This window comes from Pseudomonas sp. CP-1, assembly GCF_021213715.1.
GTDB classification, from domain to species: domain Bacteria; phylum Pseudomonadota; class Gammaproteobacteria; order Pseudomonadales; family Pseudomonadaceae; genus Pseudomonas; species Pseudomonas aeruginosa.
Genome location: NZ_JAJQKY010000003.1, coordinates 321,284 through 345,414 on the forward strand (window position 1 = coordinate 321,284; position 24,131 = coordinate 345,414).

20 protein-coding genes are annotated in these 24,131 nt (G+C 68.7%); 6 read left to right on the top strand and 14 right to left on the bottom strand.

What is annotated here, in order from left to right; translation table 11 throughout:
* Positions 1–19: 19 nt before the first annotated feature.
* From LT948_RS08435 to LT948_RS08470, 8 genes are all read right to left on the bottom strand, one after another.
* Positions 20–1,180, bottom strand: a complete 1,161-nt coding sequence (locus LT948_RS08435) for an acyl-CoA dehydrogenase family protein (RefSeq protein WP_003095708.1) — start codon at positions 1,178–1,180, stop codon at positions 20–22.
* A 20-nt stretch (positions 1,181–1,200) separates the two neighbouring features.
* Positions 1,201–1,992, bottom strand: coding sequence for an enoyl-CoA hydratase/isomerase family protein (locus tag LT948_RS08440; RefSeq protein WP_023098182.1), 792 nt, complete (start codon positions 1,990–1,992; stop codon positions 1,201–1,203).
* A gap of 258 nt (positions 1,993–2,250) precedes the next feature.
* Positions 2,251–3,663 carry an amino acid permease gene (locus LT948_RS08445; RefSeq protein ID WP_073657099.1) on the bottom strand — a complete coding sequence of 471 codons (1,413 nt, stop codon included), beginning with the start codon at positions 3,661–3,663 and terminating at the stop codon, positions 2,251–2,253.
* Between the two features lie 183 nt (positions 3,664–3,846).
* Entirely contained in the window at positions 3,847–6,099 is a 2,253-nt protein-coding gene (locus LT948_RS08450; RefSeq protein ID WP_073657098.1) for an ATP-binding protein, read from the bottom strand.
* Entirely contained in the window at positions 6,096–6,872 is a 777-nt protein-coding gene (locus tag LT948_RS08455; RefSeq protein ID WP_021263535.1) for a substrate-binding periplasmic protein, read from the bottom strand. The genes LT948_RS08450 and LT948_RS08455 overlap by 4 nt, the downstream gene beginning before the upstream one ends.
* Positions 6,873–6,875: 3 nt before the next feature.
* On the bottom strand, positions 6,876–7,610 hold the full coding sequence (gene aruR, locus LT948_RS08460) for a two-component system response regulator AruR (RefSeq protein WP_003109882.1): 735 nt from the start codon (positions 7,608–7,610) through the stop codon (positions 6,876–6,878).
* Between the two features lie 117 nt (positions 7,611–7,727).
* A complete protein-coding gene (locus LT948_RS08465) occupies positions 7,728–8,375 on the bottom strand; it encodes a TetR family transcriptional regulator C-terminal domain-containing protein (RefSeq protein WP_003095720.1) in 648 nt (215 codons plus the stop codon).
* 76 nt (positions 8,376–8,451) lie between these two features.
* A complete protein-coding gene (locus LT948_RS08470; protein ID WP_218816311.1) occupies positions 8,452–9,543 on the bottom strand; it encodes an ABC transporter substrate-binding protein in 1,092 nt (363 codons plus the stop codon).
* 173 nt (positions 9,544–9,716) lie between these two features.
* Between LT948_RS08470 and LT948_RS08475 the strand changes: the two genes are divergently transcribed.
* Both LT948_RS08475 and LT948_RS08480 read left to right on the top strand, forming a co-directional pair.
* Entirely contained in the window at positions 9,717–11,663 is a 1,947-nt protein-coding gene (locus LT948_RS08475) for an oxidoreductase (RefSeq protein ID WP_003135648.1), read from the top strand.
* A gap of 77 nt (positions 11,664–11,740) precedes the next feature.
* On the top strand, positions 11,741–12,340 hold the full coding sequence (locus tag LT948_RS08480; RefSeq protein ID WP_003095727.1) for a helix-turn-helix domain-containing protein: 600 nt from the start codon (positions 11,741–11,743) through the stop codon (positions 12,338–12,340).
* A 48-nt stretch (positions 12,341–12,388) separates the two neighbouring features.
* Here the strand turns inward: LT948_RS08480 and waaA are convergent, their stop codons facing one another.
* Together waaA and LT948_RS08490 are read right to left on the bottom strand one after the other, a co-directional pair.
* Positions 12,389–13,666, bottom strand: coding sequence for a lipid IV(A) 3-deoxy-D-manno-octulosonic acid transferase (waaA, locus tag LT948_RS08485; protein WP_015503758.1), 1,278 nt, complete (start codon positions 13,664–13,666; stop codon positions 12,389–12,391).
* Positions 13,667–13,701: 35 nt separating this feature from the next.
* Positions 13,702–14,586: a LysR family transcriptional regulator gene (locus LT948_RS08490; protein WP_003109888.1), complete on the bottom strand. Its 885-nt coding sequence runs from the start codon at positions 14,584–14,586 to the stop codon at positions 13,702–13,704.
* Between the two features lie 84 nt (positions 14,587–14,670).
* On the opposite strand from LT948_RS08490, the gene LT948_RS08495 reads away from it, so the two are divergent.
* From LT948_RS08495 to LT948_RS08510, 4 genes are all read left to right on the top strand, one after another.
* Positions 14,671–15,003: a DMT family transporter gene (locus LT948_RS08495; protein ID WP_003095735.1), complete on the top strand. Its 333-nt coding sequence runs from the start codon at positions 14,671–14,673 to the stop codon at positions 15,001–15,003.
* A gap of 60 nt (positions 15,004–15,063) precedes the next feature.
* Positions 15,064–16,239 (top strand): NAD(P)/FAD-dependent oxidoreductase, encoded by a 1,176-nt coding sequence (locus tag LT948_RS08500; RefSeq protein WP_003109889.1) that lies wholly within the window; start codon positions 15,064–15,066, stop codon positions 16,237–16,239.
* Positions 16,236–17,048: an aldo/keto reductase gene (locus LT948_RS08505; RefSeq protein WP_003095738.1), complete on the top strand. Its 813-nt coding sequence runs from the start codon at positions 16,236–16,238 to the stop codon at positions 17,046–17,048. Before LT948_RS08500 ends, LT948_RS08505 begins: the two co-directional genes overlap by 4 nt.
* Before the next feature lie 168 nt (positions 17,049–17,216).
* Positions 17,217–18,137: a hypothetical protein gene (locus LT948_RS08510; RefSeq protein WP_003114542.1), complete on the top strand. Its 921-nt coding sequence runs from the start codon at positions 17,217–17,219 to the stop codon at positions 18,135–18,137.
* A 24-nt stretch (positions 18,138–18,161) separates the two neighbouring features.
* Here LT948_RS08510 and LT948_RS08515 read toward each other — a convergent pair whose 3' ends face one another.
* The 4 genes from LT948_RS08515 to msbA all read right to left on the bottom strand — a co-directional run bounded on the left by LT948_RS08515 (position 18,162) and on the right by msbA (position 24,112).
* Positions 18,162–19,370, bottom strand: a complete 1,209-nt coding sequence (locus LT948_RS08515) for an acyl-CoA dehydrogenase family protein (RefSeq protein ID WP_023092692.1) — start codon at positions 19,368–19,370, stop codon at positions 18,162–18,164.
* A 48-nt stretch (positions 19,371–19,418) separates the two neighbouring features.
* Positions 19,419–20,708 carry an acyl-CoA dehydrogenase family protein gene (locus LT948_RS08520; protein ID WP_031277280.1) on the bottom strand — a complete coding sequence of 430 codons (1,290 nt, stop codon included), beginning with the start codon at positions 20,706–20,708 and terminating at the stop codon, positions 19,419–19,421.
* A 127-nt stretch (positions 20,709–20,835) separates the two neighbouring features.
* Positions 20,836–22,260: a bifunctional D-glycero-beta-D-manno-heptose-7-phosphate kinase/D-glycero-beta-D-manno-heptose 1-phosphate adenylyltransferase HldE gene (gene hldE, locus LT948_RS08525; protein ID WP_003095747.1), complete on the bottom strand. Its 1,425-nt coding sequence runs from the start codon at positions 22,258–22,260 to the stop codon at positions 20,836–20,838.
* A 40-nt stretch (positions 22,261–22,300) separates the two neighbouring features.
* Positions 22,301–24,112, bottom strand: a complete 1,812-nt coding sequence (msbA, locus tag LT948_RS08530; protein WP_023092694.1) for a lipid A export permease/ATP-binding protein MsbA — start codon at positions 24,110–24,112, stop codon at positions 22,301–22,303.
* Positions 24,113–24,131 lie beyond the last annotated feature (19 nt).

Here is a 24,131-nt window from a genome sequence, read left to right on the forward strand (position 1 = left end):
GGAAGAGGGGAGCCAGGACTCAACGCAGCAACGGCCGCAGCAGTTCGCGGGAAACGATGTGCCGCTGGATTTCCGAAGTGCCCTCCCAGATCCGTTCGATCCGTGCGTTGCGCCAGATGCGCTCGACCGGTCCTTCATCCATCAGGCCCATGCCGCCGAAGATCTGCACCGCTTCGTCGGCGACCTTGCCGAGGGTCTCGCTGGCGAACAGCTTGGCCATGCCGGCCTCGCCGTCGGTCATGGTGCCCTGGTCCATCTTCCAGGCGGTGTGCAGGGTCATCAGCTCGGCGGCACGGATCTGCGTGGCCATGTCGGCGAGCTTGAAGGAAACGCCCTGGTAGCTGCCGATCGGCTGGCCGAACTGCTTGCGATCGGCCGCCCAGCGCAGTGATAGGTCGAGGGCGCGCTGGGCCTGGCCGACGCAGTTGGCGGCGACCATCACCCGTCCGGCGGTGAGCCAGGCGTTGGCCACTTCCCAGCCCTTGCCGACCTCGCCGAGTACCTTGGAGGCCGGCACCCGGCAATCGTCGAAGAAGATCTCGTAGGTGTGGTAGCCACGGTTGCTCACGCATTTCGGTCCGCGGCGCACGGTCATCCCGGGCGTGCCCTTGTCCACCAGGAAGGCGGTCACCGCGTTGCGCTTGCGGCCGTTGTGCTCGTAGCTGTCGGTGACGGCGAAGACGATGGCGAAGTCGGCGTGCCCGGCGTGGCTGATGAAGTGCTTGCTGCCGTTGATCACGAAGGCGTCGCCGTCGCGCACCGCGCGGGTCTTGATCGAATTGGCGTCGGAGCCGGCGCCCGGCTCGGTGAGGGCGAAGCAATCGGTCTTTTCGCCCTGCACGCAGGGCAACAGGTAGTCGCCGAGCTGTTCTCCGGTGCAGGCCATGAGGATCTTCGAGGGCCGCGCGACGAATACGTGGAGGGCCCAGGAGACCTTCGACAGCTCGCGTTCGACCAGCGCCTGGGACAGGTAGTCGAGGCCGCCGCCGCCCACTTCCTCGGGCATGTTGAAGGCATAGAAACCGGCGGCGAGGGCCTTGCCGCGAATCTGTGCGGCCAGCTCCGGCGACACCGCGTCGGCGCGGTCGACATCGTCCTCGTGGGGCAGCAGTTCCTTCTCGACGAAGCTGCGCACCGCCTCGACCAGCATGTCCTGTTCCTGGGTCAGCCTGAAATCCATGGGAATCACCTGCTCGGCGCCTAGCGCCCGCTGAATTGAGGGGAACGTTTCTCGGCCACGGCGCGCAGCGCCTCGGCGGCATCCTCGCTGCGCCCGCAGAGCAGCCCGGCGGCCTGCTCGGCCCGCAACTGCTCGGCCAGCGAGCGCCCGGCGCCGTCGCGCAGCAGGCGCTTGGTCTGGGCGAAGGCAAAGGTCGGACCGCTGGCGAGACGCGCAGCGAAGGCGCCGACCGCCTCAACCAGGTGCTCATCGGCGACCACCTCGCCGACCAGTCCGGCGCCCAGGGCTCGCTCCGCGCTCCAGGCTTCGTCGAGGAACAGCAGGCGCTTGGCCGCCTCGCTGCCGAGCAGCCGTGGCAGATGCCAACTGGCGCCGGCGTCCGGGCAGTAGGCCATGCCGGTGTAGCCGGCCTTGAAGCGCGCCGAGGCGGCGGCGATGCGGAAATCGCAGCACAGCGCCAGGTCCATGCCAGCGCCCACGGCGCTGCCGTTGACGGCGGCGACTGTGGGTTTGTCGAGGGCGTGCAGGCGCCCCATCAGGGCGTGGGCGGCCTCGGTCCAGCCATAGCGTTCCAGCTCGCCACGGGCTTCAGCCGCCGCCCATTCGGCGAGATCGGCCCCGGCGCAGAAGCTGCGTCCGCTGCCGCCGAGCACCACAGCGCGCACTGCCGGGTCGCGCTCGCAGGCATCGAGTCGGACGTGCAGGGCCTCCAGGGTGGGGATATCCAGTGCATTGCGCTGTTGCGGACGATTCAGGACGAGCCAGGCGATCCCGGCTTCGACCCGCGTCTGCAATGGGGAAAGGTCAGTCATGCGGCCCTCGTTCTTATTGTTGGTTGATGGCGATCGCGGCTTTCAGGCAATACTAAACACTCGTTCAACAAGACCACAATCCACCCATTCGGGTGTATGTAACGGCCCTGCGGCAGGCGCAAAGCCACACGCCATGCGATCCGCCGAAAAGCGGCGAAGGCCCGCGCGAGCCGGCTGTTACAACTTCGAACAAACCAACCAGGCGAAAACGAAAACGCCCGCCGGATGCGGCGGGCGTCGGGACCTGCGAATGGCCGTTCAGCCGGCCCGTCCCAGGGCGGGGTCGCCCAGTCCCTGCGGCTGCCGGCGACGAACCACGTAATAGGCCAGGTAGCAGGCGGCGATGAAGCCGAAGCCCCAGTACAAGGACGGCCGCTGGGTGGGATCGAGGGCGAGGAAGGCGAACAGCGAGCAGCACACGGCGATGCAGGCCAGCGGCACCAGCGGGAACAGCGGCGCGGCATATTTCAGCTCGGCGACCGTGCCGCCGCTGGCCATGTGCTCGCGGCGGAAGCGGTATTGGGCGTAGGCGATGACGATCCAGGTGACGGTGCCGGACATCCCGCTCACCGCCATCAGCACCATGAACAGGGTGTCGGCGGCGACCACGCTGGTCAGCAACGAGAGCAGGGCGAAGCACAGGGTGATCAGCAACGCGTAGAGCGGCACGCCGCGCGCGCTGAGCTTCGACAGGCCGCGCGGGGCCATGCCGGTCCTGGACATCGCCCAGAGGATCCGCGTCGAGGCGTACAGGCCCGAGTTGCCTACCGAGAGGATGGCGGTGAGGATGACGAAGTTCATCAGGTCCGCCGCGTAGGGAATCCCGACCATGTCGAACACCTGCACGAACGGGCTTTCCACCAGCCCGGCCTGTTGCCAGGGAATGATGGCGGAAAGCACGACGATGGCCAGCACGTAGAAGATCAGTACGCGGAACACCACGTTGCGCACCGCCCGTGGGATGCTCTTCTCCGGTCGCTCGGTCTCGCCGGCGGCGACGCCCATGATCTCGCAACCCTGGAAGGCATAGACCACCGTCATCATCACCGCGAACACCGCCGACAGGCCGTTGGGGAACAGCCGCTCGCCGACCAGGTTGGAGAACATCGGCGCCGGCGCACCGCTCTTCAGTTCGATACCGCCGAAGATCACCAGCCCCCCGACCACGATGAACACCAGGATCGCCGCCACCTTGATCCCGGCGAACCAGTACTCGGCCTCGCCGAAGGCACGGGTCGCCAGGGCATTGAGGGAGAACAGCACGACCACGAAGAAACCCGACCATAGCCACACGGGCACCTCCGGGAACCAGCGGGTCATGAGCATCCCGGCCGCGGTGAATTCCAGGCCTACCGTGGAGGCCCAGCTCATCCAGTAGACCCAGCCGATCATGAAGCCAGTCGCCGGGCCGATGAAACGCGTCGCGTGGGCCTGGAACGAACCGGAGACCGGCATCTGCACCGACAGCTCGCCGAGGCAGACCATCACCAGGTACATCAGCACCCCGGCCACCAGGTAGGCCAGCACCGCGCCGGCCGGGCCGCCCTGGTTGATGGTCACGCCGGAGCCCATGAACAGCCCGGTGCCGATCACCCCGCCGAGGGACAGCATGAAGATGTGGCGGCTCGCCAGGGCCCGGGTGAGTTGCAGCCTTTCCTTGCCGTCAGCCATGGCGCACCTCCGGATGAGGGTACGCGCAGGGGTCTTCGAGATGGCTCATTATTCTTGTCTCCACTCTGTCAGAGGCCGTGTCTTGCGCACGGATGAGCGGATTATTGGCGGCGGATGTAAGACGCCGTTGAACGCGCGGATCGAAGATGTAAAAAGCTGTAAGGAAGTTGTTCGCCGCGCCGCTCAACCGGCCGCTGCGTCGGCTTCGCCGAGGAAGCCGGCGCGGCGCAGGGCTTCGGCGCCGTCGCGGCGCAGGCTACCCAGGCGTGCGCCCCAGGCTCGCGGGTCGACCCCGGCCGCGCCCAGGACCTCGCGCTCCAGCTCGCCCAGGCCGGCGCCGAGCGCCACCAGGCCCATGGAGTGGCAGCTTCCGGACAGGCGATGGGCGATGTTCGCCGCCTCGGCCAGGTCCGCCTGGTCCAGGGCTTCGGCCAGCAGCGGCAACTGCTCGTCCAGGCTTCCCAGCAGGTTGCCCAGCAGTCCGGCGAGCTTGTGCCGCCCCAGCAGGCGGCGGTGGGTCTCGAGCATCTGCCGGTCCAGCGCAGCGTCCGCCGCAAGCGCAGGCACGCTGGTGCCGACCTCGCCCAGCGCGCGACGCAGCTCGTCCATCCGCAGGGGCTTGCCGAGCACGCCCTGCATGCCCGCGGCGAAGTACCGACGCACCATGTCCGGCTGGATGCTGGCGGTGAAGGCGAAGATCGGCGTGGCGCGGTTCAGGCCGTCGAGCTGCCGGCGAATCCCGGCGCAAAGCTCGAGGCCAGCCATCCCCGGCAGGTGCATGTCCAGCAGGATCAGGTCGAAGCGCCGCTGCCGGCACAGCGCCAGGGCCGGCCCCGCGTCCTCGGCCAGCATCACCCGGTGGCCGTCCCGCTCGAGCAGGCCCTGGACCACCTCGCGGTTGAGCGCCACGTCCTCCACCAGCAGCACCTCCAGCGCAGACACCGATGCCGCCGGCGGCGTCGCGCCGGACAAGCTCGCCAGCGCCAGCTCGATCTCGAACCAGAACGTACTGCCCTGGCCGACCCGGCTTTCCACGCCGATCCGCCCGCCCAGCGCTTCCACCAGCCGCTTGCTGATCGCCAGGCCCAGGCCGGTTCCGCCGTAACGGCGGGTCACGGCGTCGCCGCCCTGGGTGAAGCGTTCGAAGATGCGTTCGCGCATTTCCTCGGGAATGCCGATTCCATCGTCCGCGACGCTCAGCCGCAGGCGCTCGCTTCCTGCGCTGCGCGCCAGCCGCTCGACGCGAACGCGCACCTCGCCGGCCTCGGTGAACTTCACCGCGTTGCCCAGCAGGTTGGTCAACACCTGGCGCAGGAACTGCTCGGCGCCGCGATGGCCGTCATGAACCTGTGGGTCCAGCCACAGGTCCAGCCGTGTGGCGTTCTCCCGCGCCCGTGGTTCGAGCAGGGTGAGGACGTCCTCGAGCAGGCTCCGCAAGGAAAAGTCCACCGCTTCCGGCACATCCGCCGCTTCCTCCAGCCGGGCGAAGTGGAGGACCTCGTTGAGGATCGCCAGCAGTCCCTCCCCCGCTGTCGCCAGTGCCCGCAGGCGCTGGCGGTCACGCTCGCCGAGCGATGCCTCGCGCAGCAGCTCGGCCATGCCCAGGATGCCGTTCAGCGGGGTACGGATCTCATGGCTCATGGTCGCGAGAAAACGGCTCTTGGCGCGGTCGGCGGCTTCCGCCTGGTCCTTCGCCCGGCGCAGGCTGGCGGTGCGCCGCTCGACCTGCCGACGCAACTCGTCGCGGTCGGCGTCGCGCCGGCGGCGGTCGGTGCGCAGGGCCTGGCGCATGTCCTCCAGGGCGGCGGCGACGGCGTCGATCTCGTCGCGCTCGCGGTCCGCCTTGTCCAGTCGCAGCGGCTGTTGCAGGTCGCCTTCGGCGATATGCCCGGCGAACTCGGACATGCGCCACAGATGGCGAGTGACCAGGCTGTGGAACAGCCAACTGAGGGCCACCGCCAGGCCACAAAGGAAACTGCCCATCCACAAGAGGCTGGCCAGGCCGCCGGAAACCAGCCGGCGATAGACCGCCGCCAGGTCGATGACGATCTCCAGCTCGCCCAGTTGCCGACGCTCGCCCCCCGGCGGCTGGTAGCTCAAGGGAAAGCGCTCGACCCGCAGCAGGCCGCGTGGACGCTGGTCGCCCTGCAACAGGTTGAAGTCGGCGCTTTGCAGACTGACACGGGCGATGTCGGGGAAATCCCCGAGGCCGCGCAACTGCACGTTCAACTGCTCCTGGTTGAGATCCCACAGGCTGCGCTCGAAGCTGGCCAGGTAGCCGCTGCGGATCAGTTCCAGGCGCGCCTCGATCTCGCGCATTTCGCGGCGGTATTCGAAGAACAGCTGCACGGCGCCGGCGAGGACGGTGAAACACAGGCTGAACAGCAGCACCCGCCACAGCAGGCGCCGCGCCAACACTCCGCCGTGGCCGCTCACCAGGCGTCCGCGCGGTTGCCGGCGAGGCGCCGATAGTCGCGCACGCTGTCGTCCAGCCAACGCTGGATGCTGCCGTCGTCGCGATAGCCACGCAGGGCCCGGTCGATCTCGTCCATCTTCGCCGCCAGCGGCGAGTGCCGCGAGACCGCCACCCGCAGGTAGTCCACCGTCAGCGGTTCGGGCAGCGCACGGATGTTCTCGCCGCCGGCCAGGCGCTCGGCGAACAGCGTGCCGGTGCGGCGTTCGTGGGCAATGTAGTCGATGCGCTGGCGCACCAGCTTGCCGAAGTTCTGTCGGCTGTCGGAAACCCATTCGACGTTGCCGTGGCGGCCGACGAAGCGGTCGAAGTCCGCCCCGTAGCTTTCGCCGAACAACAGCCCGCCGCGATAGCCGGCGAGGTCGCCGAGGGATCGGATGCGCACCGGCCGCTGGCGGTTGTAGAAGATCGCCACCTCCTCGCGCAGCACCGGCTCGGCGGAAAACGCCAGGTCGCGATCGCGCGCGGGCGTGCGGTAGGCCAGTATCAGGTCGACCCGTCCGGCGGCGGCGTCCAGCAGGCAGCGCCGCCAGTTGCCCAGCACCACCACCTCGACCCGGTAGCCCAGCGCGCCGAACAGCCGCTTCACCAGCTCCGGCGCCAGCCCCCGGACCTGCTGGCCATCGCTCCAGGAGATCGGCGGGTATACCGGATAGTCGCAATAGCGGATGGTCTCCGCAGCCTGTGCCAGGCCGCCCAGCAGCCATCCGCAGAGCGCCAGCCAGCGGGCCTGCATGGCTCAGGCGTCGCTGGCCGCGGCGGTGAACAGGTAGCCGGCGCCGTGGATGGTGATGATCAGTTGCGGTTCGGCCGGGTCGTCGCGCAGCTTGCGACGCAGGCGGCCGACCAGCACGTCGATGGAGCGATCGCTGGGCAGCCACTCGCGGTTGCGGATCTGGTCCATCAACTGGTCGCGGCTCAGGGTATGCCCGCTGTTGCGCAGGAAGGCGCCGAGCAATTGGAATTCGCCGTGGGTGAGCAGGGTCTCGTTGCCCGCGTGGTCGATCAGGCGGCGCCGGTCGGCGTCCAGCAGCCAGTCGCCGAACTGCCTGAGGGCCTGCCGGGCGGGGGCGGCGCTGGCCTGGGCATGGCGCACCCGGCGGATCAGGTTCTTCGCCCGCGACACCAGTTCGCGCGGGTTCAGCGGCTTGATCACGTAGTCGTCGGCGCCGCACTCCAGGCCGACGATGCGATCGATCTCGTCGTTGCGCCCGGTGATCAGGATGATCCCCACCTCGGAGCGCACCCGCAGCTCGCGGGTCAGGGTCAGGCCGTCCTTGCCGGGCAGGCGGATGTCCAGCAGCACCAGCTCGACCGGCTGGCCGAGATGGGCGCACTCGGCAAGGCAGGCTTCCGCCTGCTCGGCGTTGCCGGCGCAGAGGACGTCATAGCCCTCCTCGCCGAGATAGGCCTGGAGAAGCTCACGAATCACCGGGTCGTCGTCGACCACCAATACGCGCGGAACCATCGCCATCACCTTGCGCCTCCGGCGGGCCGGGGCGTTTCTTGTTCTGGGTTGTCGGACGGTGGGCGGAAGGGGCCGGGGCGCCTTCCGCTGCCAGCAGCAGCCTATCCACTACTGAACGGACGATCAACAAGCTTCCGTCGCACGCCGGAAGCGGCGATGGGCGCCCGCCTCCAGGCCATCCACCCAGGCCTCGCAGATCTGCACGCCCTGCCGCGGCGTGAAGGTCGCGGGATTCAGCCCAGACTCCAGCCACAGCCCGTCGAGCAGGGCGCTGAGGCTGATGGCCGCCAGTTCCGCGTCGAAGTCCGCCCAGCCGCCCTCCTCCGCCAGTTGCCGCAGCACGCCGACCAGCAGCGCCCGGTACTCGCCATAGGAATGGTCGTGGACCCGCCCGATCGCTTCGATGCTGCCCACCGCGCCCCAAAACGCCAGCCAGGCGTCGAGCAATTGCGGATCGAGCAGCTCGGCGGAGAAGGATGCCTCGAAGAACGCCGAGAGCCGCGGGCGGGCGCCGCCCGGCGCGGTGTCGATGGCACCGCGGAGCAGGCGCATGACGCGTCCGGTGACCGCCAGGTAGGCCTCGGCCACCAGCGCGTCCTTGCCATCGTAGTGGTGATTGATCAGGCCCACCGATACCCCGGCCTCGGCGCAGATCTTGCGCACCGAGGCGCCCTGGAAGCCATGCCGCTTCAGGCAGGCCAGGGTCGCCTCGATCAGCAGCGCCTTGCGCTGCTCTGGTTCCAGACGGGAAAAGCGCACTTCCTGGTTCATCCTTTCGCGGCTCCTGCTCGTCGCCCGCGACCACCGGCGGGCAGCCCCGATGATCGCAGGTTACGTGGCGCCCGTCTCACTGGCTGGCCCAGGCGTTGAAGCGCTCCTCCAGCTCCTCGCCATGCTCGACCCAGAATTCGTCGTCCATCGCCAGGCCCTGCTCCAGGTTCGCCGGCGCGGTCGGCACCCAGCTCGCCAGTTGCGCGGGCAGGCGCTGGGCGGCCTGGCGGTTGGTCGGCCCGTAGGGAATGTTCTCGACGTAGCGCACCTGGGCATCCGGGGCATTGGCGAAGGCGATGAAGCGACGCGCCTCGGCGCCGCGCTTCGAACCCTTGACCACCGCCCAGTAGTCCATGCCGTACAGGCTGCCCGGCCATACCAGGGCCAGGTTGCGCCCCGCGCGGTGGGCGTCGGCGATGCGCCCGGTGTAGGTGGACGTCATCACCACGTCGCCGGCGGCCAGCCACTGCGCCGGCTGCGCTCCCGCCTCCCACCACTGGATGTAGGGCTTGAGCTGGCCCAGCTTGGCGAAGGCACGGTCGGCGCCGGCGCGGGTCGCCAGCAGCGGATAGACCTGCTCGCGTGGCACGCCGTCGGCGAGCAGGGCGAACTCCAGGTTGTAGATCGCCCGCTTGCGCAGGCCGCACTTGCCGGGGAAGCGCTGGACGTCCCAGAAGTCGGCCCAGGACGCCGGCGGCTGTTGCAGCCGGTCGGCGTCGTAGCCGATCGCCACGCCCCAGACCAGCGCGGCGGAACCGCATTCCTGGGCGGCATTGGCGATCAACTGCTGCTTGCCGCCGATGGCCTGCCAGTCCAGACGCTCGAACAGGCCGTCGTCGCAACCGCGCGCCAGATCCGGCCCCTCGACCTGGACCAGGTCCCAGTCGGCGTGACCGGTGTCGGCCATCACCTTGATCCGGGCCATCTCGCCGTTGTACTCGCTCTGCACTACGGGAATCCCGGTCTGCTGCGTGAACGGCTGGAAGAACGCCACCTCCTGGGCCTTCTGTCCGGCGCCGCCGTAGCCGACCACCACCAGGCCATCATCGGCCTGGACCGGCGCGAGGCCGCCGAACGCCAGCAGGACGGCGCCGAGCAGGACGCGGCAAGGAAAAACCGGATGCGGACGGGCGCTGGCCGCGCGGTGCAACGGAAAGGAACGGTTCATGTGCGTCTCCTCTTGTTCTTGTTGTGGAGTGGATCGCAGCGAGCCGCCGGGAAGCGGCCACGGGACAGAAACTATCCAGTCGATTTTAAAAAAACAAGTTGATTTTTTACTGATGGTAAATTCATATCCTGTTTCTGAAGCGCGCCGCGAGAACAACAAGAAGGACGCCAACCGTGAATTTCCCGCACCTGTTCAGCCCCCTGGAAATCCGGGGCAAACGCCTGAAAAACCGCATCATGTCGAGCGGCCACGACACGTCGATGCCTACCGACAACCTGGTCAACGAGCCACTCGTCGCCTATCACCGCGCCCGGGCCCGCGGCGGCGCCGGACTGATCGTCATGCAGGTGGCGGGGGTCCACGACAGCGCGCGCTACACCTCGCACGTGCTGATGGCTACCGACGATGCCTGCATCCCCGGCTACCGGCGGGTCGCCGAGGCCTGCCACGCCGAAGGCTGCGTGGTGCTGTCGCAGATCTTCCATCCCGGGCGCGAGATCATGGAGTCCGCCGACGGCCTGCTGGCGGTGGCCTATTCCGCCTCGGCCTCGCCCAACGAACGGTTCCGGGTGATGCCGCGCGAACTCGACCAGCCGCTGATCGACGAGATCGTCGCCGGCTACGCCGCCGCCGCGCGCCGCCTGCACCAGGCAGGGCTGGACGGGGTGGAGGTGGTCGCCAGCCATGGCTACCTGCCGGCGCAATTCCTCAACCCGCGGGTGAACCGCCGCACGGATGGCTACAACGGCGACCTCGATGCCCGCCTGCGTTTCCTCCGCGAAGTGCTGGCGGCGGTGCGCGCGGCCACCTCCGAGGACTTCATCGTCGGCCTGCGCCTGTCCGCCGACGAGCGCGACCCCGAGGGTCTCAGCGAAAGCGAGTCGCTGCAGGCGGCCGAGGCGGTCCAGGGCGAGCTGGACTACCTGCACATCGTCGCCGGCACTTCGGCCTCCCTCGGCGGCGCCATCCATATCGTCCCGCCGATGGCCATCGAGCCGGCCTACCTGGCCCGCGAAGCCGGTACCTTCAAGGCGCGCCTGGCGATCCCGCTGTTCGTCACCGGGCGCATCAACCAGCCCCAGGAGGCCGAGGCCATCCTCGCCCGAGGCCAGGCCGACGTCTGCGGCATGACCCGCGCGCTGATCTGCGACCCGCAGATGCCGAACAAGGCCGAGGCCGGGCGCAGCGACGACGTGCGCGCCTGCATCGCCTGCAACCAGGCCTGCATCGGACATTTCCACCGAGGCTATCCGATCTCCTGCATCCAGCACCCGGAAACCGGCCGCGAGCTGACCTACGCAACGCCCAATCCGGCCTCGCGGCGCAAGCGCGTGCTGGTCGCCGGCGGCGGCCCGGCGGGGATGAAGGCGGCGGCGGTGGCGGCACAGCGCGGCCACGAGGTAGTGCTCTGCGAGGCCGGCGCCCAGCTCGGCGGCCAGGTCAACCTGGCGCAACTGCTGCCGCGCCGCGCCGAATTCGGCGGCGCCTCCACCAACCTGCAACGGGAGATGCAACTGGCCGGCGTCGAGGTACGCCGCAACACGCCGGTCGACCGCGCGCTGGTGGAGCGCGAGCGGCCGGACCTGGTGATCGTCGCTACCGGCGCCGAACCCTACTGGCCGCCTTTCGAGCGCGGCGGCGAGCTGCAGGTGGTGGATGCCTGGCAGGTGCTGCGCGGCGAGGTGCGGGTCGGTCGTTCGGTGCTGGTCACCGACTGGCGGGGCGACTGGATCGGCCCCGGTATCGCGGAAAATCTTGTACGCGAGGGCCACCAGGTGCGCCTGGCGGTGAACGGCACCCACTGCGGCGAGAGCCTGCCGCTGTACGTGCGCGACCAGTTGGCCGGCGAGCTGCACCGCCTGGGTATCCCGGTCACGCCCTACGCCCGCCTGTACGGCTGCGACGATACCACGGTGTACATGCAGCACAGCGCCAGCGGCGAGGCGATGCTGTTCGAGGAGGTCGATACCCTGGTGCTATGCCAGGGCCACCAGCCGGTGGACCGACTGGCCGACAGCCTGCACGGCCTGGCGGAGGTGCTGCGGATCGGCGACTGCCTGGCCCCCCGCACCGCCGAGGAGGCGATCTACGAAGGGCTCAAGGCCGCCTGGAGCATCTGAGCGGCGCGGCCGCGGCTCCCTCGACGGGTCCCGGCCCAGCCCCTAGAATGCCGCAAACGCAGCCAGGACCCCGCCGCATGCCCCGCCCGTCACCGCCGGACGCCACCGACACGCCGCGCAGCGAAACGCACTTCCTCGGCACCCGCATCCGCGGCCTGCGCAAGCGCCGCGGCCTGACCCTGGCCGAGCTGGCCGCACAGAGCGAACTCACCGCCGGCTACATCAGCCAACTGGAACGCAACCTGGCATATCCGTCGATTCCGGCGCTGTTCAACATCGCCCGCAGCCTCGGCGTGACCATCCAGTGGTTCTTCGCCAGCGAGGCCGCGGTGGACCCGGCGGACGCCGGCTACGTGGTGCGGCGCAACACGCGCATGAGCGTGCATTACGAAGACGGCATCATCGACGAACTGCTCACCCCGCAGCCCAGCCGCCAGTTGGAGATCCTCCACTCGCGTTTCCCGCCGGGCACCTACAGCCAGCAGAGCTACAGCCATGAGGGCGAGGAAGCCGGCTACATCCTCAGCGGAATCTTCGAACTCTGGGTCGGCGACCGCCATTTCCAGCTCCGCGAGGGCGACAGCTTCAGCTACTCCAGCCAGGAACCGCATCGCTACGGCAACCCAGGCGACAGCGATACCCTGGTGCTCTGGGTGATCACCCCGCCGACGTTCTGAAACGCCCTGTCGCGATGCAGGGCCAGGGGAGGGCCGACGGGGCGGGCGCTACCCGCCGCGCTCGAGCAACCGCGCCAACCCCGCCAGCAGCCGCTCCAGGGCGCCCTGGTTGTTGCGCAGCACCTTCTCTCCGGCAGTGGCCATGGCCGTCGCGACCTCCGGCTGCGCCCACAGGCGCGTGAGGCCGTCGCACAGCTCGCCGGCATCCGTCACCTCGAGCAGCGCCCCGGCGTCGCGCAATTGCGCGGCGATGTCGAGGAAGTTGAACAGGTGCGGACCGGCGAACACCGGCTTGCCCAGGGCCGCCGGCTCCAGCAGGTTGTGCCCGCCGTTGGGCACCAGGCTGCCGCCGACGAAAGCGATGTCGGCCAGGGCATAGAGGAACAGCAGCTCGCCCATGGTATCGCCGAGCAGCACCTGGGTCGCGCGTGCCACCGGCTCGCCGCCGGAGCGCCGGACCGTGGCGAAGCCTTCGCGGCGGCATAGCTCGTGGACGCCGGCGAAGCGTTCCGGATGGCGCGGCACCAGGATCAGCAACGCGTCGGGACGCGTTTCCAGCAGGCGCCGGTGGGCTGCCAGGACGATCTCGTCCTCGCCGGCATGGGTGCTGGCGGCGATCCACAGCGGTCGCGCCGTCGCGTCCCATTCCTCGCGCAGGGCGGCAGCGGCCAGCGGCAGCTGCGGGTCGATGCGCAGGTCGAACTTGATCGAGCCGGTCACGCTGACGCACTCAGGACGCGCGCCGAGACGACGGAAGCGCTCGGCCTCGGCCTCGGTCTGCACGGCGATCCAGGACAGCTCGGCGAGCATCGGCCGGGTCAGCCCAGCGAAGCGCGCGTAGCCACGCGCCGAGCGCTCGGACAGGCGCGCATTGGCCAGCGCCACCGGGATCCCGCGCGCGGCACAGGCATGGATATGGTTGGGCCACAGCTCGGTTTCCATGATCACCGCCAGGCGCGGCCGCACCCGGTCGAGGAAGCGCGCCGCCGCCCAGGGCAGGTCGTAGGGCAGATAGCAGTGCCGGACCTGCTCGCCGAACAATGCGCGGATGCGCTCCGAGCCGGTCGGGGTCATGCAGGTGACGGTGACCGGCAGCTGCGGATGGCGCTCCAGCAGCGCCCGCACCATCGGCGCGGCGGCGATGCTCTCGCCCACCGAGACGGCGTGCACCCAGATGCCGCCGGGCGGCACCTCGGGCAAGGACAGGGAAAAACGCTCGCCGATGCGCTTGGCATAGGCCGGCGCCTGGCGCGCGCGCCACCACAGGCGCAACGCCACCAGCGGCAAGCCGAGGTGGAACAGCAGGGTATAGAGGGTACGGTTCATGGGCGCGCAGCTTAGCAAAACTCCCGCCGACCGGCTCAGCCGATGGCGCGCAGGTGGCGGGTGAAGGTTTCGCCGAGCCAGGCCGCCGCCGGGCCGAGCACCTCGTTGCGCCGCCAGACCAGTTCGACCACCAGCGACGGCGGCGTCCAGTCGCTGGTCAGCTCCACCATCAGCCGATCGTAGGTGGGGTACTGCACCACGTGCCGCGGCAGCCAGGCCCAGCCGAGGTTGCGCATCAGCAACTCGGCCATGGAATAGAAGCTGTCCAGCCGCCACACCTGCGGGCTGATCTGCTCGCCGCCCGGATAGCCGCTCTGCTGGGGCACGATCAAAAGTTGCCGGTGCTGTGCCAGCTCGCGGCGACTGACCCGTTGCAGCCCGGCCAGCGGGTGGCCGGCGCCGCACACCGTGACCATCTCGACGCTGCCGAGGCGCCGCCGCTCCAGCGACTCAGGCATGCGCTCATGGTGGAACAGCAGGCCGAGGTCAGCCTGCTCCTCGAGCAAACGACGGGTCACGTCGCCCTGGCCGCCGCTGGACACCTGCACCTCCAGACTGGGAAAGCGCTGCGCCAGCGCTTCCAGGCTGTCCAGCACCGGCTGGTAAGGCATCGCCTCGTCCTGGGCCAGGCGCAGCCGCGGCTCCTCGCCGCGCGCCAGGCCCAGCGCGCGCCCCTGCAGGCGCTCGCACTGGCGCAGCACCTCGCGCGCCTCCGCCAGCAGCACCCGGCCCTCGTCGGTCAGGCGCGGCTGGCGTCCGCTGCTGCGTTCGAACAGGGTGACGCCGAGGTCCGCCTCCAGCAGCGCGATGCCGTTGCTCACCGCCGATTGCACCCGCTTCAGTTCGCGGGCGGCGGCAGAGAACGACTGGCGCTCGGCGACGCTGACGAACAGGCGGATCTGCTCCAGGTTCCACTGCATAACCTATCTCCAATACAGATAGGTAACGACTTTATCCCATCCGCCGGCTCCCTAGAATGGCCGCAGTTTCCGGAGGACGCCGCCATGACCAATTATCTCTACCTCGCCATCGCCATCGCCGCCGAAGTGGTCGCCACCACCTCGCTGAAAGCCGTCGCCGGATTCAGCAAGCCACTGCCGCTGCTGCTGGTGGTGGGCGGCTACGTGCTCGCCTTCAGCATGCTCGTGCTGGTCATGCGCACCCTGCCGGTCGGCGTGGTCTACGCCATCTGGTCCGGGCTCGGCATCGTCCTGGTCAGCCTGGTGGCGATGTTCGTCTACGGCCAGCGCCTGGACCCCGCAGCCCTCCTCGGTATCGGCCTGATCATCGCCGGCGTGCTGGTGATCCAGTTGTTCTCCCGCGCTTCGGGGCACTGAACGACCGTCGCGGGCGCAGGTTGTATACTGCGCCCTTTCCGTTCCCGATAAGGCAGCCCCATGCCCCAAGCCCTTTCCACCGACATCCTCATCGTTGGCGGCGGTATCGCCGGCCTCTGGCTGAACGCCCGCTTGCGCCGGGCCGGCTACGCCACCGTGCTGGTGGAAAGCGCCAGCCTCGGCGGCGGACAGAGCGTGAAGTCGCAGGGGATCATCCACGGCGGCGCCAAGTACGCCCTGCATGGCGCCCTGACCGGCGCCTCCGAAGCCATCGCCGACATGCCGCGGCGCTGGCGCGCCTGTCTCGGCAGCGACGGCGAACTCGACCTGCGGGGCGTACGCCTGCTTTCCGAGGCGCACTACCTGTGGTCGCCGGGCGGCCTGGCCGGCAGCCTTACCAGCTTCTTCGCCAGCAAGGCGGTGCGCAGCCGGGTCGAGCAGGCCAAGGGCGAGGATTTGCCTCCGGCGCTGCGCGACAAGGGGTTCAAGGGCAAGGCCTACCGCCTCACGGAAATCGTCTTCGACGTCCCCGACCTGATTCGCCGCCTGGCGGAACTGGCCGGCGACAGCCTGCTCGCCGGCGAGCGCATCGAACCGCTGCGCGAAGGCCGGGAACTGGCCGGCCTGTGCGTCGACGGCCGGGAGATCCGTGCACAGCGCGTGGTGCTCAGCGCCGGTGCCGGCAACGAGGCGCTGCTCCGCGAACTGGGCCTGGAACAACCGGCCATGCAGCGGCGGCCGCTGCACATGGTGATGGTCAAGGCGGCGACCCTGAAACCGCTGTACGCCCACTGCCTGGGGGCCGGGCCGAAGCCACGGATCACCGTGACCACCCATCCGACCCGCGACGGCCAGTCGGTCTGGTACCTCGGCGGCGACATCGCCGAAGCCGATGGCGTGGCCCGCGACGAAGCCGCGCAGATCGCCGAAGCACGCCGCGAACTGGCAAAGCTGCTGCCCTGGATCGACCTCGGCCAGGCGCAGTGGGCCACCTTGCGGGTGGATCGCGCCGAGCCGGCACAGTCCAACCTGTTGCGCCCGGACAACGCCTTCCTCGCCGAACAGGGACGCCTGCTGGTCGGCTGGCCGACCAAGCTGGCGCTGGCCCCTGACTTCGCCGACCGGGTCTGCGCCCGCCTGGAAGAAGACGGCATCCGCCCCAGCGAACATGCCGCGCTGCCGCAACTGCCGCGTCCGCCGCTCGCCGAACCGGCCTGGGAGGTAGCCTTCGCATGATCAGGGATACCCTCCACGACCTGCACCGCCCGCTGGGCGACACCGGCCTGGCCGTTTCGCCCCTGGGCCTGGGCACCGTCAAGTTCGGCCGCGACCAGGGAGTGAAGTACCCTTCCGGCTTCACCATCCCCGACGACCGCGAAGCCGCCGACCTGCTGGCCCTGGCCCGCGACCTCGGCATCAACCTGATCGACACCGCCCCGGCCTACGGCCGCAGCGAGGAACGCCTCGGCCCGCTGCTGCGCGGCCAGCGCGAGCATTGGGTGATCGTCAGCAAGGTCGGCGAAGAGTTCGTCGACGGCCAGTCAGTCTTCGACTTCTCCGCCACGCATACCCGGCGCTCCGTCGAACGCAGCCTGAAGCGCCTGGAGACCGAGCGGATCGAGCTGGTGCTGGTGCATTCCGATGGCAACGACCTGGATATCCTCGAGAACAGCGAGGTCTACCCGACTCTCGCCGCGCTCAAGCGCGAGGGCCTGATCGGCGCCTACGGACTCTCCGGCAAGACCGTCGAAGGTGGCCTGCGCGCCCTGCGCGAGGGCGATTGCGCGATGGTCACCTACAACCTGAACGAGCGCGCCGAGCGCCCGGTCATCGAGTACGCCGCGGCCCATGCCAAGGGCATCCTGGTGAAGAAGGCGCTGGCCAGCGGGCATGCCTGCCTGGGCGCCGGACAGGACCCGGTGCGCGCCAGCTTCGAACTGGTCTTCGACCAGCCGGGCGTCGCCGCCGCCATCGTCGGCACCATCAATCCGCTGCACCTGGCCCATAATGTCGCGATGGCCGCGCAAGCCCTGAAAAAGGCCTGAACCATACATCGGCTGCAACATCCGCGGGTTGACACCCGCGGTGCATTCCGCTGCCATGTTCCTCCCGAACGAGCCGTATCCTGCCTGCCGCCCTCGCCTCCGGTGGCCGGTGCATCGAACGTGAGCCTCCGTCCCGCCCCGGCGCGATGACCCGACAAGGAGCCCCGTATGCCCCGTATGCTCGCCCGCAAGGATCCGTCCGCCTTCAAGACCCTGCCGCTGCTGGTGGAGGCCTCCCCGGACGGGCTGGTCTACCAGGCCCTCGGCCTGCCGCTGAACTTCCAGCAGATGCTCGTCCGCCGCCGCCGCATGGAGGTAGCCGACCCGCAGCGCTTCGTCGCCGAGCTGGCCAACCTGGGGGTCTCGGTGCGCTTGACCCTGAACTGGCAGGGCCGCGACTACTGGGTGCTGGTCCGTCAGCGCCGGCTGGACCGCGGCGATACCGTGCTCAAGCTGATCTCCGGCTACGTACCGGCCCACGAACTGAACCTGCCGCTGCTCACGGCGATCCAGGAAGTCGCCGAGGAATGCCTGGTGGAGACCGCCGGCGGCTGGCTCGGCGGGCGCTTCGGCGACACCTGGCTGCCGACGCCCTACCAGGGTTCGCTGCGCTACCGGGAGAACAGCCACTTCGTCCTCACCCCGCTGTCCGGCGCCGCCCGTCCGGTGCAAGCCGGCAGCCTGCGCTTGCTGGAGCGCCCACGCGCCTACGTACACCTGCCCACGGCCTCGCTGCAACTGGTCTACGACATGCGCCTGGAGCTGCCGCGCGATGCGCGCGAGCCGAGCCTCTACCATGTCGACGAGCGGCTCGAGAGCGGTCCGCTGGTGGCGCGCCTGGACCGTCGGCGCCCCGATCTCTACCTGCTGCCGCTGGACCAGGGGCGCCCCACCGGCGACCTGTTCACCCTGCGCAAGGGCCAGTTGCGCCCTGCGGCCACCCGCGGCCTGTGGTTGGCCGAGAGCTTTGCCGTACAGGACGGCTGGCTGGTGCATGAGGAACGCATCCGTTTCCGCGACTGGCTGGCACTGTGGCCATCCAGCAACGGCGACCAGGCCGGCGGTGGGCGCGACCGCGCCAGCGCCTGAACCGGGCGGGCTTTGCCGCCCTTTCTACTTCAACTGGCTGGAAGACTTGCCGAGCAGGCGGCGAGCGACGATGAGCAGCTGGATCTGCTGGGTGCCCTCGAAGATGTCGAGGATCTTCGAGTCCCGCGCCCACTTCTCCAACAGCTCATCCTCGGCGTAGCCGAGGGCGCCAGCCAGCTCCACGCACTTCAGGGTGATCTCGTTGGCCACCCGTCCAGCCTTGGCCTTGGCGATGGACGCTTCCTTCGAGTTGGGCAGCTTGTTGTCGGCCATCCATGCCGCCTTCAAGGTCAACAGGCGCGCTGCCTCCCACTCCGCCTCCAGGCGATAGAGAGTGGCCTCGGCGTGGCTGACGGTGAGCAGCGGTTTCCTGTAGTCGAACTTGCAGCCAGCCTTCTTCAGCAATTCGCGGGTCCGGTCCAGCGCCGCCTTGGCCACCCCGACGGCCATGCCGGCCACCAGCGGGCGGGTATTGTCGAAGGTCTCCATGACCCCGGCGAAACCCTTCTGCACGTCGACCTCGGCGTTGCCCAGCAGGTTCGCGGCCGGCACCCGGCAATCATTGAAACTGATCGAAGCGGTATCCGAAGCCTTGATCCCGAGCTTCTTCTCCAGGCGCGTCACGGTCATCCCCGGCGTGCCCTTCTCGACCACGAAGGACTTGATCGCCGCCCGCCCCAGGTTGCGGTTCAGGGTGGCCCAGACCACCACGGCATCGGCCCGCTCGCCGGAAGTGACGAAAATCTTCTCGCCGTTCAGTACATAGTGGTCGCCATCCTGGGTCGCGGTGGTGCGAATCGCCGCCGAGTCCGAGCCGCAGCCCGGCTCGGTGATCGCCATCGCCGCCCAGGTGCCGCCGAAGCGCTGCAACTGCTCCTCGTTGGCCACCGCGGCGATCGCCGCGTTGCCCAGCCCCTGGCGCGGCATGGCCAGGAGCAGGCCGACGTCGCCCCAGCACAGTTCCATCACGCCGAGCAATGCCGACAGGTTGCCGCCATTCTTGATGCCCTCCTCTACCTGCTTGCCGGCGCGCTTGCTCGCCGAGGTCGCGCCGACAGCCTCGGGCGAGCCGCTGTTCATGCCGTCCAGCAAGGCCGCGAGCAGGTCCAGCTCCTTCGGATAGGCGTGTTCGGCCTTGTCGTACTTGCGCGAGATCGGCCGGAAATAGTTTTCCGCGACCTGATGCGCCTGGTTGGACAGGCTGCGGAATTTCTTCGGGGTTTCCAGGTACATGTCGATTCCTCGTTCACTCGTCGCGGCGGACCGCGCACTCGCTCGGGTTCACAGGTGCAGGCCGCCGGCCATCAGCGCTACCGCGCGCAGGTCGCGGTACCAGCGCTCGGCCGGATGCTCCTTGGTGAAGCCGTGGCCGCCGAGCAGTTGCACGGCGTCGGTGCCGATCTTCATCGCCTTCTCGGCGCACAGCAGACGCGCCAGGTAAGCCTCGCGCTGGAACGGCTGGCCGCGCTCGGCCAGGGCGCAGGCGCGCCAGACCATCAGGCGCATGGCGTCCAGTTCGATGGCGATGTCGGCGACCATGAAGGCGACCCCCTGGCGATGGCTGATCGGCTCGCCGAAGGCCTCGCGCTCGTTGCAGTAGGCGATCACGTAGTCCAGCGCCGCCTGCCCGGTGCCCAGCGCCAGGGCACACCAGGCCAGGGCCGCGTGATCGAGGAAGGCCCGGTAGTCGAAATGCTCGGCGGCCAGGCGGTTGTCCGCCGGCACCCTGACGCTCTTCAGGCGCAACCGGGCGGTGCCGCCGGCCTTCAGTCCCATCGCCGGCTCGGCACGTCGCTCGACGCCCTTGGCGGAGGCTTCCACCAGGAACAGCGCAGGCCCCTCGTCGGTCTTCGCCGCGACGATCAGGCGGCTGGCCTCCAGGCCGCGCAGGACCAGGCATTTCTCTCCGAAAAGCAGGTAGTGACTGCCCTTGCGCCGGGCGCGGGTCGCCAGTTTCTGCGGGTCGAACAGCAGACTCGGCTCGTTGACCGCGATGGCGGTGAGCGGCGCCCCCTCTTCGCTGACGAACGCCGGCAGCCACTGCGCCTGCTGCGAGGGGCTGCCCCAGCGGCGGATGCAGTTGGCCGCCGACAACGGCACCAGCAGGGCCGCCGCCAGCGACAGGTCGCCCTTGGCCAGGGCCTCGGCGATAAGGGCAGTGGTCACCGTGGTGCGCTCACCGGCCATGCCGCCGTGCACCTCGCCGACCCCATAGTGGGTCAGGCCCAGCTCCAGCGCCTGGTTGAGCAGTTCCGCCGGCAGGCTGGCCTCGGCATCCGCGTCATGAGCCAGCGGACGCAACACCTCCAGGGCGAAGCCTTCGAGCATGTCCACCAGCATCTGCTGGTCGTCGGAGAACGACAGGTCGAACAACCCGTCCGGATCGGCCTTGCGCGGTCCCTTCGCCTGCTTCGCCGAACGCTCGCTGGCCAGGCGGAAGCCGGTACGGCTGCCGCTGTAGAGCAGTTTCTCGAAGGGTTTGCGAAGATTGAAGCGATCCGGCCAGTCGGCCTGGGCGACACGGTTCAGTACAGCCAGGGCACGGCCCTGTACATCGGTGCTCATGGGCATCTTGCTCCACGCAGGATGGGATGCCCGGATCATGCGCCGCCGCATGGGCAGCGCCTATGACCGTCTCGCCGAAGGGAGTTGTCAGGCCAGCCAGTCATCCGCCAGGGGCGACCGGCCGGGGAAAGGCTCAGCCTTTCTGGCGGATCTTCTCGACGATGGCGGTGGTGGAGCTGTTCTCCACCAAGCCGAGCACCCGTACCTCGCCGCCGTAGGCCTTGACGATCTGCGCGCCGACCACCTGCTCGACGCCGTAATCGCCGCCCTTGACCAGCACGTCCGGACGCACCTGCTCGAGCAGGCGCTCGGGAGTGTCTTCAGCGAAGCTCACCACCCAGTCCACCGCGCCGAGCCCGGCGAGTACCGCCATACGCCGGTCCACCGAGTTGATCGGCCGGCCAACGCCCTTCAGGCGAGTGACCGAGGCGTCGTCGTTGACCCCGACGATCAGGCGGTCGCCCTGGGCGCGCGCCTGTTCGAGGTAGGTCACGTGGCCGGCGTGAAGGATGTCGAAGCAGCCATTGGTGAAGACGATCTTCTCACCGTGGGCGCGGGCGTCTTCGATTGCCAGCAGCAGTTGCTCCAGGCCCAGCACGCCACGCTCGGAACCCTGCTCGCGCTGCACCGCGCGACGCAGTTCGGGCGCGCTGATCGCCGCGGTACCCAGCTTGCCGACCACGATGCCGGCGGCCAGGTTGGCCAGGCCCACCGCGGACGGCAGCTCCTCGCCGGCGGCAAGCGCCGCGGCCAGGGTGGAGATGACCGTATCGCCGGCACCGGTGACGTCGAACACTTCCCGCGCCCGCGCCGGCAGGTGCAGGGCCGGCTGGCCATGGCGGAGCAGGGTCATGCCATGCTCGCCGCGGGTCACCAGCAAGGCGCCGAGGTCGAGTTCGCTCATCAGCGCCTGGCCCTTGGCGACCAGTTCGGCTTCGTCGGCGCAACGGCCGACGATGGTCTCGAATTCGGACAGGTTCGGGGTGATCAGGCTGGCGCCGCGATAGATGGCGAAGTCCTTGCCCTTGGGATCGGCCAGTACCGGAATGTTGCGCGCCCGCGCCGCCTGGATCAGCACCTGGTGGTTCTGTAGCGCGCCCTTGCCGTAGTCGGACAGCACCAGCACCTTGACCTTGGCCAGCAGCGACTCGACGTCCACGGCCAGGGCCGCCGCGTCGGTGCGGAACGGTTCCTCGAAGTCGACCCGCAGCAATTGCTGGTGACGACTCATGACCCGCAGCTTGACGATGGTCGGCTGGCTATCGATGCGCTGGAAGCGCGCGTCCACTCCAGCGGCCTTGAGGCTGTTGGCCAGGCTGTCGGCGGCCTCGTCGCGGCCGGTGACGCCGACCAGCAAGGCCTGTGCGCCCAGCGCGGCGATGTTCAGCGCGACGTTGGCGGCGCCGCCGGGGCGGTCCTCGTGCTGTTCGACGCGGACCACCGGCACCGGGGCCTCCGGCGAAATGCGCGAAGTCGCGCCATGCCAGTAGCGGTCAAGCATCACATCACCGACCACCAACACCGGGGCCTGGTCGAAACGGGGCATGGACAACTTCATGGGAACTCCAAACAACCTCTCGGGGCAGACGCCCAGTTTATCAGCCGACAGGCGCCGGCGCCTGCTCATCCAGTCCCATCGCGTGCAGCCGCGCATAGTGGCCGTTCTGCGCCAGCAGCTCGGCGTGGCTGCCGCGCTCGACGATCTGCCCCTGGTCCATCACCAGGATCAGGTCGGCCTTCTCGATGGTCGACAGGCGGTGGGCGATCACCAGGGTGGTGCGCCCTTTCATCACTTCGTCCAGCGCCGCCTGGATATGCCGCTCCGACTCGGTGTCCAGCGCCGAGGTCGCCTCGTCGAGGATCAGCAGGGGCGCGTCCTTGAGCAGCGCCCGGGCGATCGCCAGACGCTGGCGCTGGCCGCCGGAAAGCAGCACGCCATTCTCGCCGACCTCGGTGTCGAAGCCTTGCGGCAGGTTGTCGATGAATTCCTTGGCGTTGGCAGCCTTCGCCGCCCGCTCGATTTCCTCGCGCGGCGCGCCAGCCAGGTCGCCGTAGGCGATGTTGTTGGCCACGCTGTCGTTGAACAGCGTGACCTGCTGGGTCACCAGGGCGATGTGGCGGCGCAGGTTACGCAGGCGATAATCCTCGACCTCAACGCCATCAAGCATGATCTTGCCGTCATTGTGCTGATAAAAGCGCGGAACCAGGTTGGCTAGGGTCGACTTGCCGCTACCGGAACGGCCGACCAGGGCGATCATCTGCCCGGGTTCGGCGACGAAACTGATGTCATCCAGCACCTGCTTGTCGGTTCCGGGATAACGGAAGCTCAGGTTGCGCACTTCCAGGCGCCCGCTGACCCGCTCCTTCTCGACGCTCCCCTGGTCTTCCTCCGCCGCTTCGTCGAGCTGCTCGAAGATGCTCTCGGCGCCGGCGACGCCGCGCTGGATCGTGGAACTGACCTCGGAAAGCTGGCGGATCGGTTTGGGCAAAAGGCCCGCCGCGGTGATATAGGCCACCAGGTCGCCGGCCGAGGCGTCCCCGCGCAGCCACAGCACGAGGAACATCAGTATCGCCATGGCGACGTAGATCACCAATTGCAGCATCGGCGTGTAGACCGCGCCGGTCTTGGTCATCCGCAACTGCTTGTCGGTATTGCTCTGGCTGGCGTCGTGGAAGCGCTTCTCTTCATAGGCTTCGCCGCCGAAGCTGCGCACCACCCGGTAGCCCTGGATAGTTTCCGAGGCGACGTGGGTGACGTCGCCCATGGCCACCTGGATCTTCTTGCTCTGCTTGCGGAACTTGCGGCTGGCAGTAGTCACCATCACCGCGATGACCGGCAGGATCGCCAGCATCACCAGGGTCAGCTTCCAGTTCATCCACAGCAGGTAGAGGAACAGGAAGACCACGGTCAGGCCTTCACGGATCACCACCTTGATGGCATCCGTGGCCGCTCCGGTAACCATGGTCACGTTGAAGGTGATGCGCGAGATCAGGTGGCCGGAGCTGTGCGTGTCGAAATAGCGGTTCGGCAGCACCAGCAGCTTGTTGAACAGGGCGACCCGCAGGTCATGCACCAGCCCCAGGGAAACCTTGGCCAGGAAGAAGTTGCCGAGGAACGAGCCCAGCCCCTGCCAGGCAGCGATCAGGATGATCAGCAACGGCACCGCGTAGACCAGGTGCAGGTCGCGCAACCAGGGCCACTGCACATTCGGAAACAATGCCGCGTCAGGATTGGAGAGGCCGTCGACGAAATACTTGAGGATGCCCGCCAGCATCGGCTGGGTCGACGCGAAGATCAGGAAACCGACGATGCTGAGTAGGAACATTCCGATGTAGGGCTTCACGTAGCCCAACAGGCGGAAATAGATCTTGAGACTGGAAGGTCCGGGATTCTGAGGACTATCGCTCATGGTTTCTTACATGCTGAAA

Bases quoted from the DNA above. Each gene is read 5' to 3' on its own strand.
- LT948_RS08435 (WP_003095708.1), bottom strand. From the start codon at position 1,180: ATGGATTTCAGGCTGACCCAGGAACAGGACATGCTGGTCGAGGCGGTG.
- LT948_RS08440 (WP_023098182.1), bottom strand. From the start codon at position 1,992: ATGACTGACCTTTCCCCATTGCAGACGCGGGTCGAAGCCGGGATCGCC.
- LT948_RS08445 (WP_073657099.1), bottom strand. From the start codon at position 3,663: ATGGCTGACGGCAAGGAAAGGCTGCAACTCACCCGGGCCCTGGCGAGC.
- LT948_RS08455 (WP_021263535.1), bottom strand. From the start codon at position 6,872: ATGCAGGCCCGCTGGCTGGCGCTCTGCGGATGGCTGCTGGGCGGCCTG.
- aruR (WP_003109882.1), bottom strand. From the start codon at position 7,610: ATGGCGATGGTTCCGCGCGTATTGGTGGTCGACGACGACCCGGTGATT.
- LT948_RS08465 (WP_003095720.1), bottom strand. From the start codon at position 8,375: ATGAACCAGGAAGTGCGCTTTTCCCGTCTGGAACCAGAGCAGCGCAAG.
- LT948_RS08470 (WP_218816311.1), bottom strand. From the start codon at position 9,543: ATGAACCGTTCCTTTCCGTTGCACCGCGCGGCCAGCGCCCGTCCGCAT.
- LT948_RS08480 (WP_003095727.1), top strand. From the start codon at position 11,741: ATGCCCCGCCCGTCACCGCCGGACGCCACCGACACGCCGCGCAGCGAA.
- waaA (WP_015503758.1), bottom strand. From the start codon at position 13,666: ATGAACCGTACCCTCTATACCCTGCTGTTCCACCTCGGCTTGCCGCTG.
- LT948_RS08490 (WP_003109888.1), bottom strand. From the start codon at position 14,586: ATGCAGTGGAACCTGGAGCAGATCCGCCTGTTCGTCAGCGTCGCCGAG.
- LT948_RS08495 (WP_003095735.1), top strand. From the start codon at position 14,671: ATGACCAATTATCTCTACCTCGCCATCGCCATCGCCGCCGAAGTGGTC.
- LT948_RS08500 (WP_003109889.1), top strand. From the start codon at position 15,064: ATGCCCCAAGCCCTTTCCACCGACATCCTCATCGTTGGCGGCGGTATC.
- LT948_RS08505 (WP_003095738.1), top strand. From the start codon at position 16,236: ATGATCAGGGATACCCTCCACGACCTGCACCGCCCGCTGGGCGACACC.
- LT948_RS08510 (WP_003114542.1), top strand. From the start codon at position 17,217: ATGCCCCGTATGCTCGCCCGCAAGGATCCGTCCGCCTTCAAGACCCTG.
- LT948_RS08515 (WP_023092692.1), bottom strand. From the start codon at position 19,370: ATGTACCTGGAAACCCCGAAGAAATTCCGCAGCCTGTCCAACCAGGCG.
- LT948_RS08520 (WP_031277280.1), bottom strand. From the start codon at position 20,708: ATGCCCATGAGCACCGATGTACAGGGCCGTGCCCTGGCTGTACTGAAC.
- hldE (WP_003095747.1), bottom strand. From the start codon at position 22,260: ATGAAGTTGTCCATGCCCCGTTTCGACCAGGCCCCGGTGTTGGTGGTC.
- msbA (WP_023092694.1), bottom strand. From the start codon at position 24,112: ATGAGCGATAGTCCTCAGAATCCCGGACCTTCCAGTCTCAAGATCTAT.